Origin of the sequence: Pelobacter seleniigenes DSM 18267 (assembly GCF_000711225.1) — a bacterium.
Classification (GTDB): Bacteria; Desulfobacterota; Desulfuromonadia; order Desulfuromonadales; family Geopsychrobacteraceae; genus Seleniibacterium; species Seleniibacterium seleniigenes.
In genome coordinates this window covers 329951-347313 of sequence record NZ_JOMG01000005.1, presented here as the reverse complement: position 1 = coordinate 347313, position 17363 = coordinate 329951, and the positions used below count along the sequence as shown (strand labels likewise).

Sequence of the window (17363 nt, the reverse complement as noted above, 5' to 3'; positions counted from 1 at the left end):
TCTCACAGTAACTTTTTCAGATCGTCCAGAATATTCATTGCTTCCAACGGCGTCGTGTTGCTCAGATCGATGCTTTCCAGGCGGGCACGAAAAGCGTCCTCTAGCCCGGTATTAAACAGGGACAGCTGGGTGTTTTCCGGTTTTTTCGGGCTCTTTTCACTGCCGCCCAGGCGCGGTTCGCCTGCCCGGATGAATTCCCCGGCCTCCAGGTTGCGCAAGATCTCCTTGGCGCGGCTGATGACCGTGTCCGGCAACCCGGCCAGTCTGCCGACTTGAATTCCGTACGACCTGCTGGCTCCTCCGGAGACAATCTTTCGCAAAAAGATAATCTGGTCATTCCACTCTTTGACCGCTACGTTGTAGTTTTTAATCCGACCGCGAGTCAGGGCCAGATCGGTCAACTCGTGATAATGGGTTGCAAACAGGGTCTTGGCGGCAACCTGGGCATTATCATGGAGATATTCCGCAACCGCCCAGGCAATGCTAATGCCGTCAAAGGTCGAAGTGCCGCGACCGATTTCGTCCAGAATAATCAGACTGCGTGAGGTCGCGTGACGCAGAATGTTGGCAGTTTCATTCATTTCGACCATGAACGTCGATTGCCCTCTGGCCAGATTATCACTAGCTCCGACGCGAGTAAAGATGCGGTCGACCACGCCGATACGGGCACTTTCTGCAGGAACGAAGCTACCCAGCTGAGCCATCAGGGTAATCAGGGCCACCTGACGCATAAAAGTCGACTTACCGGCCATGTTCGGACCGGTGATGATCAGCAGCTGGTTTTTCTCCAGGTCGAGGTGGACGTCATTGGGAACAAAGGCCTCTTTCAAAGGCATGCCCTCGACAACGGGATGGCGGCCGGCTTCGATCCGGATGATCCCGGAATCGTCGATCTGCGGAGCAACATAGTTGCGTTCATGGGCAAGATCGGCAAGAGACAGCAGGGCATCGAGCTCGGCAAGCGCTTCCGCACTTTGCTGAATACGTCGACTTTCCGTAGCAGCAGTCAGACGAATCTCCTGGAACAGATTGAACTCCAGATCGATCATCCGCTCTTCCGCACCAAGGACCTTGGCCTCATATTCCTTCAGTCGCGGGGTAATGAATCGCTCCGCATTGCTGAGAGTCTGCTTACGCTGATAGTCTTCCGGTATCCGGTCCAGATGGCGCCGGGTGATCTCGATAAAATAACCGAAAACCTTATTGTATTTAACCTTCAGGGAAGATATCCCGGAACGCTCCTTCTCCTCCTGTTCAAGCCCGGCGATCCAGCCCTTCCCTTCGCGACTGATGGTTCGCAGTTCGTCCAGTTCTTCATTATAACCGTCTTTGATGATACCGCCGTCACGCAAGACAAAGGGCGGATCATCAACAATGGCGCGATCCAGCAGTTCAACCAACTCCGGCAGCAGATCAATCCGGGAGCGAATTTCTTTGAGACAGGTCGAACCAAAAGGCATCAGCAGGTCATCGAGTTTGGGAAGTTTTTCCAGGGAAGATCGCAATGCACTCAGGTCTTTAGCGTTGGCGCTGGCCATGGCTATCTTACTGTTCAGCCGTTCCAGGTCATAGACGCCATCCAGGGCTTCAATCAGTTCAATCCGCTGCAGGCTTTCATCAACCAGTTCGGCAACCGCAGCCTGACGGGCCAGAATCTGGTCACGGTCGATCAACGGATAGTGGATCCAGTGGCGCAAGGTTCGACCGCCCATGGCGGTCACGGTACGATCCAGAACCCCCAGCAGCGAACCTCTTTTTTTGCCATCCAGCAAAGTGGCGGTCAACTCCAGGTTACGCCGGGTAGATTCATCAAGGACCATAAAGCTGCGGGTATGATAAGTCTGCAGCGGCCTGATATGGCGCAACTCGCCTTTCTGGGTCTGTTGCAGATAGAAGAGCACGCCGGACGCCGCTTGTAGCGCGGCAGGCAGCTCCTGACAGCCGAAAGATTCGAGCCCGGAGACGCCAAAGAACGAACAGAGTTGCTCGCGGACATAATCCGGTTCAAAGGACCACTCCGGGAGAAAACTGCACATCAATCCGTCAAGCAAGGAATCAATCTGTTTTTTTATTGCCCGGCCCGATTCATTTTCATTGAGCAGGACTTCCCGCGGTCGTAACGACCCAAGTTCGCTTTCAACCTGGGCGAGAGTTTCAACCTGGGTAACGCGAAACTCCCCGGTGGTGATGTCGATATGGGAAATCCCGTAACCGCTGTCCTGCCCGGCAATGGCGAGCAGATAGTTATTCTCTTTAGGCTCAAGGGTGTCGGTGTCGGTCACCAGGCCGGGCGTAACAACCTTGACCACCTCGCGCTTAACGATCCCCTTGGCGGCCTTGGGATCCTCAACCTGTTCGCAGATCGCGACTTTATGCCCTTCCGCGATCAATTTAGCGATATACCCCTGGCTGCTGTGGTAAGGCACGCCGCAAAGCGGAATTGCGTCGGCGTCTCCTTTATTCCTGGAGGTCAGGGTGATGCCGAGCACCCGGGAGGCGAGGACGGCATCGTCCATGAACATTTCATAGAAGTCACCAAGCCTGAAAAACAAAATGGCATCCTCGTAATCAGCCTTGATTTCGAGGTATTGGCGCATCAACGGTGTTGTTGTAGACATTTTTCTGTTCCTGCTTGACTCATCATGGATGAGAGAATTCGTTGTCGGCTGAGCAGCATGTTCAGCAATAGCATCGAAATGAAGGCGGTATGGTAGCAAAGGCCTTAAGACAAGTAAACTGGAACCACTTAATAAATCTTTCGTCCCCAAACGGCTTGCCCGTGGTCCTGTACTTGATCCGTTTTCTCCACGGCCCTCTCATTGCTTGACCCTGCTGGCCCGGAAATGCTAAGAAGTCCCAAACTTTAGCGAGTTATCGCCTGCTGACGAGGATCCTGCATGGAACAGTATTCATTTTCCACCACTGAAATCTTTGCCTCATCAACCTATGAGGTTCAAACCCTGGCCGATGAGATTCGTGCCGATCTGGCCTGTAAAGAGTTGCTGAAACACTTTCATCAAGACCTGTTGAGCGAAAAACGGCTCCCCCCACTGGAGGCCGGATTGCGTGCCGCCGGCGCTGATTATTTTCTGCGTGATTACCTGATCGATCATTGCCGGATGAATATTTTCCATTTTTCCGCAGCACAGGTTAAGGGTTTTGCCGGTAACTGGTATATTATCTCGACTTTGGAACCGAATCTGGTAGAACTTGAAAATATCCTGCTGGGGATAAGGGATTTCTATCTGTTCTGCAGCGCCCGTAAACTTTCAGCACCAGAGCAGCACGACGATATTGAACAGGCTTGCTCAGACCTGAGCTATTACCGTCAACGAATCGATGACTTTCACGCCTTGAGCGGTGATGGTTTTAGCAACTGGAATCGCCTGTGCCCTGATAAGTAGTTGGCAGCCGGAAACTCCGGATGCCAACGCATAAGTTTTCAGATTGGAAACGAGCAATTTTTCGTTGTGGCTAGGAAATCAAGGGCTGATGCGGAGGCGTAGTTCTTTACGCCGCGCAAATAAGCCCGCAGATAGACACCGACACGGCGGAAAAGGGCCGCTTCCGGGTGATAACTAAGTAAAAGGTACGCCTGTGATATTATCCGACAACTTGAAGGTGCGCGCCGCAACCTTCTCCATTTCCTGCGCGTTCAGCCTGGCCGTTATCAAACTCATTGTCGCGTTTTTCAGCGGTTCCATGGCCGTGATGGCTTCAGCCATCGATTCGCTCCTCGACATCCTCATGTCAGGGGTCAATTTCATGGCCATCCGCCACGCTGAGCAGCCGCCGGATCAGCGCCATCCCTTCGGGCACGGCAAATTCGAAACCCTGGCGACCCTGTTTCAGGCACTGGTCATTTTCGGTTCCGGAGCCTGGATCATCTACGAGTCGGTGATGCGGCTGAGTCAAGGCATCCAATTGGCCCAATTGGATCAGGGGATCGGGGTTCTGGCTTTCAGTTCTGTGGTCTCTTGGTTTATTGCACGTTACCTGCGCAGGATTGCCAAACAAACCGATTCCTCCGCACTGGAGGCGGACTCTCTGCATTTTCGTATGGATATTTACAGCAACCTTGGCCTGATGGCCGGCTTGCTGTTCATTCGCTTCTTCCATGTTGGCTGGCTCGATCCGGCCCTGTCAATTCTGGTGGCCTCTTACATTCTTCATGAGGCCGTCCAGTTGATCAAAAGGAGCCTGAACGATATGCTCGATCAGGAACTCCCCGAGTCGATTCAGCAGACCATCCATCGCGTTATCACCAACCACAACGGCCCGCTGTGCGGTTATCACGGCCTGCGGACCCGCCGCGCCGGATCCCTGAAAATCATGGATTTTCATCTCGAGGTTTGCAAAGACATGAGCGTGTCCGAAGCACATGATCTGGCCGATCGGCTGCAGGAGGAGATCGTCAGGGAGATCCCCGGCGCCGATGTGATTATCCACATCGATCCCTGCTCCGTTCGCCAATGTCCGGGTCAAGCGACCTGCGGCAGAAGACCGGGCAATCCGGCAATGACCGGCTTTGCTCAGGATCTCGACGGCTCGGCAAAACGTTAGCGGCCGACCATAATCCCCAGGGCTTCGGCCGTTGCGACCAATTCACCGTCCGGATCGACCAGATTTAAGTGGGCAACGGCACTGGCAATTTCAACTCCGATGACCTGAGTCCCTTTTAGGGCAACCATTTTCCCGTATTCGCCCTGCGCGATCAGTTCCACCGCCTTGACCCCGAACCGGGAAGCCAGAATCCTGTCGTATGGGGTCGGGGTCCCGCCCCGCTGCAAATGGCCGAGAGTAACAACCCGGGTTTCGATGTCGTTACACTGCTCGATTTGCCGTGCCACTTGGTAACCGACTCCACCGAGTTGGGCAACTCCGAGATTTTGCGCAGCTGATTTTTGGACGATTTTCTCACCGGAAACCGGGAAAGCCCCTTCCGCAACCACAATAATCGAAAACCGGCTGCCGTGCTCACGGCGTTTTTCAATAGCGTGACATAACTTATTGACAGAGTAAGGAATCTCCGGAATCAGAATAGCATCGGCTGAGCCGGCGATCCCGGCTTCCAGGGCGATCCAACCGGCATCCCGGCCCATCACCTCAACCACCATAGCCCGATGATGGCTCTCCGCAGTGGTGTGGAGGCGATCAAGCGCCTCGGTCACAATGCCGACCGCGGTGCGGTAGCCAAAGGTGACATCGGTCGCTTTCAGATCGTTGTCGATGGTCTTCGGCACGCCAACAACCGGAAGCCCCTTCTCAGCAAGACCAAGGGCAATCTTCAAGGTACCGTCACCGCCCACGGCAATGAGGACATCAGCACCAAGATTTTTAAAAGTTTCCACGACCCGATCAGAGGCATCATGAAGTTCAAGTTTACCATCAACTTCTACAGGATAACTAAATGGATTACCGTGATTACTTGTCCCAAGAATCGTTCCACCACGGGGCAGGATGCCGCGCACATCAGCCAGCCCCAGTTCACGCCAGCGCAGCTTGCCGACCAGACCGTCAAAGCCATCTTCGATACCAAGAACCCGCCAGCCATGCTGATTGACAGCGGTCTTGACAACCGCCCGGATAACGGCATTCAACCCCGGGCAGTCGCCACCACCAGTCAATATTGCCAAGGTTTTGGACATATCGGCTACTTCTCCTTTGCTTCCTGGCCTGAAGTCGTATTTCGGTCAGGATCAGTGGCGATGGCCAACTGGCTGAACCCGGCCTGCTTGGCGATATCCATCAAGCGGATGACCTGGCCATGCAGGGCATTGCGATCAGCCATCAACAAGAAAGTCGTCTGCCTGGCCTGATCGGGCTTATAGGAGCGCAACTGGGCAGTCAGTTCGTCCAGAGTCACTTTCCGGCGCTGCAGAAAGACCTCGCCCTTATCGGTCAGATACACATGAACCTCTTTATTTTCCTTGATGATCGAATCGGATCCGGTTTGCGGCAGATCAATGGTCAAGCCGGGTTTTTCGATAAAGGTTGTGGAAATCATAAAAAAGATCAGCAGCAAGAAAACCACATCGATCATCGGTGTCAGATCAACCTTGGGTGATTCAGGAATGCGGCGGCGAAAACCCATAACGCTATTCCTCAATAAGATCGATAACCTGCATGGTGACTTCCTCAAGTTCAAGGACCAGTCGGTCAGACCGGCTCAGCAGGTAACGGTGCAGCAGAATCATGGGGACCGCAACCGTCAATCCAGCGGCGGTGGTAATCAGGGCCTGGGAAATCCCTCCACCAAGAGTAGACGGGGAACCGACCCCCTGGCTGGCAATAATATTGAAGGCCTCGATCATCCCGACGACAGTCCCCAACAATCCGAGCAGCGGGGTGATGTTGGCAATGGTTCCCAGCAGTCCCAGATAACGTTGCAAAGCCACGGCTTCCCGCTCTCCAACTTCCTCGGCGAGGCTTTTGAGCTCGCTACGTTGACGCCCGTGATGCTTAAGGACCACATAAAGGATTCTGGCCAGCGGCGAACCTTGCTCGCTGCACAAGCCAAGCGCCTGTTCTTTGTTATCGGTCTGCAGTAACTTGAGGATGTTCTTGCGTAAGCCGATGAGCTGCCGACGGACCTTGAAAAAGGCAAAGACCCGCTCCATGAAGATGGCCCAGCCGATGATGGAGCAAAGCAGGATCGGATACATCAACGGTCCGCCATGTTTAAAGATTTCAATCATTCCCAATAACCTTTTTAAAAAACATTTCCATAGACTTGAACGTGCAATCAATTCCCTGCCAATAAGGCAGCGGTCTGCGTTACAAAGGCTAACGGTAACACCGAACCGGAACAAATGAAATTTGAATTTCGTTATGAATTGATGTCAGCTCAGTCCAGCCGAATGATTTCAGCGTGGACGACATCCCCAAGATGCAGAACTCCGACACTGTGAAAAGGCGCCCCTCGTCGTTGGGTCGGGCTCCCTGGGTTGAAGAGGAGGAGTTTACCCTGGCGCTGAGAGAGCGGCTGATGACTGTGGCCGAATACCAGGATATCGATATCCCGGTCGGTGAACACTGTCAAGACCCGTTTTTCAATCCCCGCCGCTGCTCCCCAGCCGTGAATCAGACCGATCCGCCAGGGAGCAAAGTCGATAATTCGCCAGTCGGGTAAATCACTGCGCCCCATGTCCATATTACCGCGGACCCCATACCACGGGAGCGGATAAAAACAGCTTTCCAGCTCCGGGCAGACCTGGTCCCCGGCATGCAGGATTGCATCTACCCCCCGGAAGGGTCCGTTCAATAGCAGCTCTGCAAGATTGGCGGCATCCGCCAATGAGTTGACATGGGTGTCAGACAGGACACCGATTCTTGAGTTCATATCTGTTTGGCCTTTTCAAGGTGGTCAGATCCCGCCATGTTTTTTAGTTTTTCGCCATTTTTTGATCTCAAAATTTCCCATATACCGCAGAGGTCTTTGCAACACTCTGTTTTAACGGTTTTTTTATTTATTGCCATTCTTGGCATTAGCATTGCGATGTAGAAAAAAAAGTTTATATTCAATATGATAGACCAATTGAGCTTGACTTTCATTTAGTGCGCCTATAATTTTTCAGCTTCATTAATTTTGTATGTGGTCCAACATTCCGTCGTTTTACAACGATATTTGACCACTTGATTGACGACCGCACATTATTTACGGGAGGAGAGACCCACATGTCAATGCGCGAAGATGCACTCAACTACCACAGTTCCGGACGAAAGGGCAAAATTGAAGTTATCACCACCAAGCCTTGCGCAACCAGCCGCGACCTGTCACTGGCCTATAGCCCAGGAGTTGCCGAGCCCTGTCTTGAAATCGAGAAAAACCCTGATGACGCCTACAAGTATACCGCGAAAGGGAATCTGGTCGCTGTCGTCTCCAACGGCTCGGCAGTTCTCGGCCTTGGCAACATCGGCGCGTTGGCCGGCAAACCGGTCATGGAAGGAAAAGGCGTCCTCTTCAAAAGCTTTGCCGATGTCGATGTCTTCGATATTGAGCTCGACACCCAGGACCCGGATGAAATCATTCGGACGGTGAAACTGCTGGAACCGACCTTCGGCGGGATCAATCTGGAAGATATCAAGGGGCCGGAGTGCTTCTATATCGAGGAAAAGCTCAAGGAGATCATGGACATCCCGGTGTTTCATGATGACCAGCACGGCACCGCCATTATTGCCGCGGCCGGCATGGTCAACGCGCTGGAGATCGTCGGCAAGAAGATCGAAGATGTTCGCATTGTTGTTAACGGGGCCGGGGCCGCCGGTATCGCTTGCGCAAACTTGGCCATCAGCATGGGGATCGATAAAAACAACGTCATCCTCTGCGACACCAAGGGGGTTATCTATAAAGGCCGGACGGAAGGGATGAACCCCTACAAGGAACGCCTGGCTGCCGAAACCGAGGCCAGAACCCTGGCCGATGCCATGGTTGATGCCGATATCTTCTTTGGTGTCTCCGCCAAAGGGGCTTTGACCACAGACATGCTGAAATCGATGGCCAAAGACCCGATCGTTTTTGCCATGGCCAACCCGGACCCGGAGATTACCCCGCCGGATGCAAAATCGGTGCGCGGCGATGTCATTATCGGCACCGGCCGTTCCGACTATGCCAATCAGGTTAATAACGTGCTCTGCTTTCCGTTCCTGTTCCGCGGCGCTTTGGACACCCATGCCACCGCCATCAACGATGAAATGAAACTGGCCGCCGTCAAGGCCCTGGCCGACTTGGCCAAGTTGGATGTCCCGGATTCGGTACGTAAAGCATATGCCGGCGAGAGCATTCAATTCGGTCGTGAATACATTATTCCCAAACCGTTTGACCCACGGGTCCTGCTCTATGTCGCTCCTGCCGTCGCGCAGGCCGCCATGGACAGCGGTGTGGCCAGACGGCCCATCGAAAACATGGAAAAATATCTTGAATCCCTCGAAGCAATGCAGGGACGTTCCAAAGAAATCATGCGCGGCCTGATCAACAAGGCAAAAGCCAATCCGAAACGGGTCGTCTTCCCGGAAGGTGAAGAGGACAAGATCCTGCGTGCGGCCCAGATCCTGATCAATGAGAAAATTGCTATACCGATCCTGCTCGGGGTTGAGGACACCATCCGTAAACGGGCCAAGGAATTGTTCCTGGACCTTGATGATGTGGAGATTGTCGATCCCATGACCTGCGACAAGTGCAGTGAATATATCGACAGTATGCTCATCAAGCGGCAACGCAAAGGGGTCACCAAGTCCGGAGCCAAACGTCGCATTATGACCAACAACAACTACTTTGGCGCGATGATGGTCAACAAAGGGGATGCCGATACCATGTTGTCGGGCATTAACCAGCACTATCCAGAAACCATCCGCCCCGCCCTTGAAGTCATCGGCAAGCAGGACAAGCTGTCAAAAGTCCATGGCATGTACATGATGGTCTTCAAGAAAAAGGTGGTGTTCTTTTCGGACGCAACCGTGGATATCGATCCAACTCCCGAAGAACTTGCCGAGACCGCAATCCTGACCGCGGAGAAGGTCCGCCAGTTCGATATCGAGCCGCGTGTCGCCATGCTGTCTTTTTCCAACTTCGGCAGTTCCAGCCATCCGTCCGCGCTGAAAGTTAAAAAAGCCACAGCCCTGGTCAAACAGCAAGCTCCGGATCTCATCGTCGAAGGAGAGATGCAGGCTAATGTTGCCCTCGACCCCGAATTGATGGAAGAGCAATACCCGTTTTCAGTACTCAAAGGGAATGCCAATGTGTTTATCTTCCCGGACCTGCAATCCGGCAATATCAGCTATAAGCTGCTCAATAAGCTGGGCGGCGCCGAAGCGGTCGGACCGATCCTGATGGGGATGCAGAAACCGGTTCATGTGCTGCAGCGTGGTGACGACGTTACCGACATTATCAACATGGCCGCCGTTGCCGTGGTGGATGCGCAGGAGGATTCCCGTTAACCCACCACCCGCTGCGAAGCAGAGACAAAGTAAGCCGATAACAGCCGGGAGCTTTCCTATGGGAAGCTCCCGTTTTTATTCAACCAGCTGTTTTCAATAGCAACTTTCCTTCCTGACGGTTTCCTGCTAGGATGCCACTGCAATAGCCGGATGAGCAATGCCCAAAGAATGTTCCCAGGGAACCAGGCAGACCGGTTGCTTCGTTCTTAAAGAGACCCAAGCCTTTAAATTTCCAACTGAAACAGAAAGAGTCCCTCAATGAAATATTGCAGCACACGCGGAAAAGTGAGCGGTTTAAGTTTCACTGAAACGATTATGATGGGCCTAGCAGATGACGGCGGCCTGCTTCTCCCCGAACAGATCCCGACTCTGAGCAAGGATGAACTGCAGCAACTCGCCAAGCTCCCCTACCCGGAGCTTGCTTTCAATATCATTTCTAAATTTGCTACCGATATCCCGGCAGCGGATTTGCGAAAGATCATTGAGCGATCATACGCCAGCTTCAACCACCCGGACGTCACCCCGGTTGTACATCAGGATGACCTGTTTATTCTTGAATTGTTCCATGGCCCGACCCTGGCGTTCAAGGATGTCGCCTTGCAGTTCCTCGGCAACCTGTTTGAATATGTCCTCGCCAAGCAGGACCGCCATATGAATATTATTGGCGCCACCAGCGGAGATACCGGCAGTGCAGCAATTTACGGTGTCCGCGGCAAGGATAAGATCAATATCTTCATCCTCCACCCGCAGGGGAAGGTTTCTCCTGTTCAGGAGATGCAGATGACCACGGTGCTGGATAAGAATGTTTTCAACATCGCCGTAACGGGAACCTTTGACGATGCCCAGGCCATCGTCAAAGATATCTTCGGTGACCTTGATTTCAAACAGAACTTTGCCCTGGGCGCGGTTAACTCCATTAACTGGGCCCGGGTTCTGGCGCAGGTGGTTTACTATTTTTATGCCTGGTTCCAGGTCCAGGCCAAAACCTCTGCCACGGAGATGGATGTCGCCGTGCCGACCGGCAATTTCGGTGATATTTTCGCCGGATATGTGGCCAAAGCCATGGGTGTCCCGATCAAGCGCCTGATCCTGGCCACCAATTCGAACAATATCCTCAGCCGTTTTATCAACCACGGCGATTATTCCAAGGCGACAGTTCACCATTCACTGTCCCCGTCAATGGACATTCAAGTGGCCAGCAACTTTGAACGCTACCTGTTTTATCTTTATGACGGCCAGGCTGACAAGGTCTGCGCGGCCATGGATCGGTTCAAGGAAACAGGCGCGATTTCCGTTAATGAAGAGCAACGAAAGCAGGTGACTGAAATCTTCGCCGCAGCTTCCATTGATGATGAAGAGACCGTTGCAACGATCCGCGAGTTCAAGGCAAAAACCGGCTATACCCTCGATCCTCACACTGCCGTGGGCGTTGCGGTCGGCCGCCAGCTCCGCAGCCCCGATTCTCCCCTGCTCTGCCTTGCCACGGCCCACCCGGCCAAATTCGGCGACACCGTCGAACAGGCTACCGGTGAGACTCCAGCGCTGCCGGAGGCTTTTGCCGACCTGGAGCGTCGTGAACGCAGGGTCGAAGTTCTTGAAGCTAAGGTTGAAGTTATCAAAAACTATATTTCTCAAAAAGCCGGTTGAGAATCCCCTTCTCTCCACTTGCAAACCTGCCGACTCATGCTAAATTTTCTCATTAAAGTTGTTATCCGGTGCTTGCCGGATAACAACTCTCAGTAGCCATCTGAAAAATAACCTGTTAAAAAATGAGCCAGGGAGGTCGGAATGGATGCCATTTCAGCGGATAAAGTCATTGAATTAGTTCAAACCTATGGTCTACCTTTGATCTGGGCGATTATCATTTTTGTCATCGGGCGCATCGTCTCCGGTGTGCTTGCGAACGGCGTGGCAAAAATGATGCATAAAAGCCGGGTCGATGAAACCCTCGTCAAATTTGCCAGAAGCCTGACCTATATCGCGCTGATGACCTTTGTCGTCTTGGCGGCCCTTAGTAAACTGGGCATTCAGACCACATCATTTGCAGCGGTCATTGCTGCCGCCGGTCTTGCTATCGGCTTGTCCCTGCAGGGAACTCTGGGGAATTTTTCTTCCGGGGTGATGCTGATCCTGTTTCGGCCTTTCAAGGTCGGAGATTTTGTCGATGCGGGAGGAGTTTCTGGAATCATTGAAGAAATTCAGATTTTCAGCACCAAAATGCGCTCTCCGGACAACAAGGAAATCATTGTTCCCAACGGGCAAATTATTGGCACGACCATTACCAATTACTCCGCCAAGGAAACCCGGCGGGTGGATATGGTCGTCGGGGTCAGCTACAGTGATGATCTAAAAAAAGTGCGCTCCGTTATCGAGGATCTGCTGAATCAGGACGCACGAATTCTGGCTGACCCTGCCCCCACCATCGGGGTTCTGGAACTGGGTGACAGCAGCATTAATTTTGCCGTCCGTCCGTGGGTCAAAAGCGGTGACTACTGGCCGGTGCTGTTCGACTTCCATGAGAATGTCAAACTGCGCTTCGATGCCGAAGGGATTTCCATCCCCTTCCCGCAGCGCGATATCCATATCGTCAAAGAGGATGCTGTCGCCTGAGCTTGTGGTGTCGTATCGGCGCCTTGATTCAAAACTGACAAATCCAGGCACCGCCCTTTAAATAAAATACCATGTTGGCCTCTGCGGTAGACTTGAAGGAAATCCCCATTTCTGAACAAGTCAGGAGGCCAACATGGCAAAGTACAGTTTATCAGCTCTGCAGTCTTTTCTCTCAATATATCAAGATGAGCCTTTCTGGATCGGCCTGGATGTTCACAAGCGCAGCTATCATGTCGCCTTACTCAGGGCAGACGACAAGGCGTTTGCATTTACAACAGTTGCTAATCCAGAAGTGTTTGTAAAGCAATTATCCCAGCTCAATATTCAGGTTGCAGGAGTTGCCTACGAAGCAGGGCCAACAGGATTCTCTCTTGCTCGCGCCCTCCAGGCAACAGGATTCCCTGTGACCGTTGCCGCCCCGAGTAAAATCCCGAGAAGCGTCAGTCCTGGATCGAAAACAGATCGACTCGACTGTTTGAAGCTAGCGCACTATTGCTCAAAAGGATTGATTCGACCGATTGCTGTGCCGTCAGCCGCAGAAGAGGCTCAGCGTTCTTTGCTGCGTCGTCGACATCAATTGATAGATCGAGTTCGTCAATGCAAGCAGAGGATTAAGGGGTTTCTGCTTTACCATGGTTTCGAGGAAACGGAGGCCGTCAGAAACTGGCGATCGGACTCTAGAGAGAATATCGCAGCACTTCCTCTTTTGCCCGAGGGCCGCTTAACTATTGACAGCCACTTGCGAGAGCTGGAATTTCTTCAACAGGAGCTAAGTGAAGTGGCAGGTCAACTGGAGCAACTCAACCGGCATCCCAAACACCGGCCTGTGATTCGAGCGCTGACAAGTGTTCCTGGTGTTGGCAAAGTGGTTGCCACAACTTTTCATCTGGAACTATTTCGTCCTGAACGTTTTCATCGTTCAGAAGAGGTCACCAGCTATCTTGGGCTCGCACCAACCGTTCGGCACAGTGGCGAAAAGACACCTCGCGGGTACTTGATGCCGGTTGGGCAAAAACGCTTACGATCCTTGTTGATTGAAGCGGCCTGGATATGGCGAGCAAAAGATGCAAAAGCTAGCGAAATGTACAACAAACTGCTCAGTAAAACCGGTATTCCGCAAAAAGCGATTACAGCATTGGCAAGAAAACTGGCGATTATTCTCTGGCGCTTGAGCATCGAACAAAGGGCCTACCGACCTTCAGTATAAACAGGTCTGACGCGACGGGCTTTTGGCCACTTCGGGTGGCGGAAATAAAATGGCGAGGTTCTTTGAGCGTACCGAATTGGTACTTGGCGATATGAGACGCGAATAAGAAAAGGATAGTGCTCAAACACCCTCGGTTTTTAACAACAGGAAAGTTATGTCTTGACAAGGGGCCACATAAGAAAAGCCCCCGGATAATTCCGGGGGCTTTTTTGCTGTGCGGAGTAAGAATTAGCAATCGAAGTAGAGAGCGAATTCTTCCGGGCAGGGACGCATACGAACAGCGTCAACTTCAGCGGCAGTTTTGTAGCTGATCCACATGTCAATGACATCCTCGGTGAAGACATCGCCTTTGAGCAGGAACTCATGATCTTCTTTGAGGTTTTTGAGAGCATCTTCAAGTGAAGTGGCAACACTTGGGATGTCTTTAAGTTCTTCAGGAGACAAACCGTAGATGTCTTTATCCAGCGGTTGACCCGGATCGATTTTGTTTTCGATGCCATCCAGACCGGCCATGACCATCGCTGCAAAAGCGAGGTAACCGTTGGCAGCAGCATCGGGAGTCCGGTACTCGACCCGCTTGGCTTTTTCGTTGTTGGTGACCGGAATACGCAACGAAGCTGAGCGGTTCCGGTTGGAGTAAGCCAGATTGACAGGGGCTTCGAAACCAGGAACCAAACGCTTGTAAGAGTTGGTGCTGGGGTTGGTGAAAGCACACAGCGCCTTGGCATGTTTCATAATGCCGCCGATATAGTACATGGCGATTTTGGAAAGGCCGCCGTAGCCGTCGCCGGCAAACAGGTTTTTGCCGTCTTTCCACAGGGACTGGTGGCAGTGCATACCGGAGCCGTTATCATTGTAGATCGGCTTCGGCATGAAGGTGACGGTTTTACCGTTGCGGACGGCAACGTTTTTGATGACGTATTTAAACCACTGTAGATTATCGCCCATGCTGAGCAGGGAGTCGAAGCGCATATCGATTTCAATCTGACCGCCAGTCGCAACTTCGTGGTGAGCACATTCAATGTGCAGACCGACTTGTTGCAGGACAGCAACCATTTCATTCCGCAGATCGATCATGCTGTCAGTCGGTGCGCAGGGGAAGTAGCCTTCTTTGTGACGCGGCTTGTAGCCAAGGTTGGGGAACTCTTCGCGGCCGGTGTTCCAGATCCCTTCAACGGAATCGACGCTGTAGAAAGATTCATTGGAGCTGGAAGCATAGCGAACATCGTCAAAAACGAAGCACTCCGGTTCCGGACCGAAATAAGCGGTGTCGGCAATGCCGGTCGATTTAAGGTAAGCTTCTGCTTTCTGAGCGATGTAGCGTGGGTCGCGGGAGTAACCTTCACGGGTAATCGGGTCGATGATGTTGCAGATCAGGCTCAGGGTGGTCATTTCCACAAAGGGGTCGATCTTGGCGGTTTTCGGGTCGGGCATGATCAGCATGTCGGAATTGTGAATCGGCTGCCAGCCACGGATCGAGGAACCATCAAAACCGATGCCTTCTTCGAAGGTTTCTTCGCTGAACTCACAAATCGGAGTGGTAAAATGCTGCCAGATACCGACGAAGTCGAGAAACTTGTAATCAACAAACTGCACATCATTTTCTTCTGCAAACTTAACTACTTCACTTGGGGTCATCGTTGATTTCTCCTTTTGATTGATGATTTCCTCTTAAAGACCACCTATTCAATTCTAAATGAAGAACAATTTAGAACTATAATGCGTCTTCGCCCCGTTCACCGGTACGAATCCGCACAACATCCTCAATGGAAGTGACGAAAATTTTGCCGTCACCGATCCGACCGGTTTTAGCTGATTCGGCAATTGTATCCACGACTTGGGCGACCAGATCGTCGGAAACAATGATTTCCATTTTGATTTTCGGAATAAAGTCGACAACATACTCGGCCCCACGATAAAGCTCGGTATGGCCTTTTTGCCGCCCGAAGCCCTTGACCTCGCTGACGGTAATTCCCTGAATGCCTATTTCGTTCAGAGCCTCTTTAACTTCGTCGAGTTTGAAGGGCTTAATTATCGCTTCAACCTTACGCATAGGACCTGCCTCCTTTTGCTGTTTAATATTCTGTCAAAAAAATCTGACGTTTAAACTGGACAGGATACAAGCAAAGATCCTGCCAGCAATTATCTATCCGACAATAAAATAAAATTGTTAAAATTTCAAACAGATAGCCACCTCAAAAAAAATTACATCTGGGGCGTTCCGGATCTATTGCAATGCCTGCCTAATAAATAGCCAAAGCGATCCTGGTCTGCATAAGATTAAGGCAGATGCCTAGGGCCGTCTCCTCAGATAAGTGATACTTTCACAATGATATGTCTGTGGAAACATGTCCAATGGCTGACTTGAAACCACCTCGTAGCCACAATGGATGAGCCGGCACAGATCGCGGGCAAAAGTCTGCGGGTCGCAGGATATATATATAACATGACTGACCATTTTCTCGGCAATCTGTTTCATTACCTCGTATGCGCCGCTTCGGGGCGGATCAAGGATCAGGATGTCAACCGGAAACGAGGCGAGCAATCCGCTCAGGTCCTGTTCGGCCGAATGGCACTGAAAATGTGCATTCAAAAGTCCGTTATCGACAGCGTTCTGTTTTGCCATCGCGATCGACAACGGCGACTCTTCAACGCCTAGCACCCGATCAACCCGTCGGGCCAGCGGCAGAGAAAAATTGCCCATCCCGCAATACAGGTCAACAACCCGGTCATTTTTGGACCAGTTCAGCAAATCGAGAACCTTTGCCACCATCACCCGATTCTGGGCCAGATTGATTTGGGCAAATCCGCCAACCAAATACTTCAATTCCAATGGAGGTTCGTCGACGAGAATACCCAGTCGGCCATCGCCACAGACCGTCTGAATCTTTTTCTTGGTGCCCTGCTGCAGAAAAATATCAGCCAGCCCCTGCAAAGCCCCAAGCCGGTCAGCAAGGTCCGAGCTGTGATGGCCAAGGTAGTGGACCACCGCAGTGCATTTGTCGTGGTCGTCAATGGCCAGATCGATCTGGGGAATCTCCCCCGCAAAAAATGAACCATTGATACGGATACGCAATTCACCTAGTAATCCGTTCAGCTTATCAGGAATCAGCGGACAGTGCTCCACGCCAACAACATAGCGGCTTTGGGGCCGGTAAAATCCGGTAATGAAACCGGCCCCGGTATTGTGACATTTGATCTGCACACGGCTGCGGTAGGCAAATGGTTCCGGAGCCACCAGCAATGGCAGAATCCGCTCTTCACTGATGCTGCAACGGCGAATAAGTGTCTGCCGAAATAGATAATCTTTCCAGAAGGCCTGTTCCGGATAGGCAAGATGCTGCCATTGACAGCCACCGCACTCTCCGGCGACCGGGCAAATCGGTTGACAGCGCCCCGGGCCGGGTTCGACCAGATCGACCAGCCGAGCCTCGGCATAGGTTTTTTTACGCTTGCTAATCGCACAGGTAATGACATCGCCGACAGCGGTATGCGGGACGAAAACGACCTGCCCCTCATGGCGAACCAGCCCTGCCCCGCCATTGACCAGTGCTTCAACGGACAACGGCGGCAGGATTTCAGGAGTGGTGCTTGTTACAGATCTGGACAC

At 52.2% G+C, this 17363-nt stretch carries 14 protein-coding genes; 6 read left to right on the top strand and 8 right to left on the bottom strand.

Features of this window, described 5'->3' with window-relative positions:
* Positions 1-2 precede the first annotated feature (2 nt).
* Positions 3-2618: a DNA mismatch repair protein MutS gene (mutS, locus tag N909_RS0122810; RefSeq protein ID WP_029918414.1), complete on the bottom strand. Its 2616-nt coding sequence runs from the start codon at positions 2616-2618 to the stop codon at positions 3-5.
* Between the two features lie 279 nt (positions 2619-2897).
* Here mutS and N909_RS0122805 point away from each other — a divergent pair, with 279 nt between their 5' ends.
* Together N909_RS0122805 and N909_RS0122800 are read left to right on the top strand one after the other, a co-directional pair.
* On the top strand, positions 2898-3404 hold the full coding sequence (locus N909_RS0122805) for a hypothetical protein (RefSeq protein ID WP_051690071.1): 507 nt from the start codon (positions 2898-2900) through the stop codon (positions 3402-3404).
* 193 nt (positions 3405-3597) lie between these two features.
* Positions 3598-4563, top strand: coding sequence for a cation diffusion facilitator family transporter (locus tag N909_RS0122800; protein WP_245613660.1), 966 nt, complete (start codon positions 3598-3600; stop codon positions 4561-4563).
* On the opposite strand, the gene N909_RS0122795 is transcribed toward N909_RS0122800, so the two are convergent.
* From N909_RS0122795 to N909_RS0122780, 4 genes are all read right to left on the bottom strand, one after another.
* On the bottom strand, positions 4560-5648 hold the full coding sequence (locus N909_RS0122795; protein WP_029918411.1) for a 6-phosphofructokinase: 1089 nt from the start codon (positions 5646-5648) through the stop codon (positions 4560-4562). The genes N909_RS0122800 and N909_RS0122795 overlap by 4 nt on opposite strands.
* A 5-nt stretch (positions 5649-5653) precedes the next feature.
* Positions 5654-6094, bottom strand: a complete 441-nt coding sequence (locus tag N909_RS0122790) for an ExbD/TolR family protein (protein ID WP_029918410.1) — start codon at positions 6092-6094, stop codon at positions 5654-5656.
* A 4-nt stretch (positions 6095-6098) separates the two neighbouring features.
* Complete coding sequence (locus N909_RS0122785) at positions 6099-6698, bottom strand: MotA/TolQ/ExbB proton channel family protein (RefSeq protein ID WP_029918409.1); 600 nt, start codon at positions 6696-6698, stop codon at positions 6099-6101.
* A gap of 149 nt (positions 6699-6847) precedes the next feature.
* On the bottom strand, positions 6848-7342 hold the full coding sequence (locus N909_RS0122780; protein WP_029918408.1) for a metallophosphoesterase family protein: 495 nt from the start codon (positions 7340-7342) through the stop codon (positions 6848-6850).
* 335 nt (positions 7343-7677) lie between these two features.
* On the opposite strand from N909_RS0122780, the gene N909_RS0122770 reads away from it, so the two are divergent.
* The 4 genes from N909_RS0122770 (at position 7678) to N909_RS0122755 (ending at position 13753) form a co-directional block, all read left to right on the top strand.
* Entirely contained in the window at positions 7678-9936 is a 2259-nt protein-coding gene (locus N909_RS0122770; RefSeq protein ID WP_029918406.1) for an NADP-dependent malic enzyme, read from the top strand.
* A gap of 258 nt (positions 9937-10194) precedes the next feature.
* On the top strand, positions 10195-11583 hold the full coding sequence (thrC, locus tag N909_RS0122765) for a threonine synthase (protein WP_029918405.1): 1389 nt from the start codon (positions 10195-10197) through the stop codon (positions 11581-11583).
* A 141-nt stretch (positions 11584-11724) separates the two neighbouring features.
* On the top strand, positions 11725-12546 hold the full coding sequence (locus N909_RS0122760; RefSeq protein ID WP_029918404.1) for a mechanosensitive ion channel family protein: 822 nt from the start codon (positions 11725-11727) through the stop codon (positions 12544-12546).
* A 133-nt stretch (positions 12547-12679) separates the two neighbouring features.
* Complete coding sequence (locus N909_RS0122755; RefSeq protein WP_029918403.1) at positions 12680-13753, top strand: IS110 family RNA-guided transposase; 1074 nt, start codon at positions 12680-12682, stop codon at positions 13751-13753.
* A gap of 228 nt (positions 13754-13981) precedes the next feature.
* On the opposite strand, the gene glnA is transcribed toward N909_RS0122755, so the two are convergent.
* The 3 genes from glnA to N909_RS0122740 all read right to left on the bottom strand — a co-directional run bounded on the left by glnA (position 13982) and on the right by N909_RS0122740 (position 17363).
* Entirely contained in the window at positions 13982-15391 is a 1410-nt protein-coding gene (glnA, locus tag N909_RS0122750; protein ID WP_029918402.1) for a type I glutamate--ammonia ligase, read from the bottom strand.
* A 76-nt stretch (positions 15392-15467) separates the two neighbouring features.
* Entirely contained in the window at positions 15468-15806 is a 339-nt protein-coding gene (locus N909_RS0122745; RefSeq protein ID WP_029918401.1) for a P-II family nitrogen regulator, read from the bottom strand.
* 240 nt (positions 15807-16046) lie between these two features.
* Entirely contained in the window at positions 16047-17363 is a 1317-nt protein-coding gene (locus tag N909_RS0122740; protein ID WP_155006056.1) for a class I SAM-dependent RNA methyltransferase, read from the bottom strand.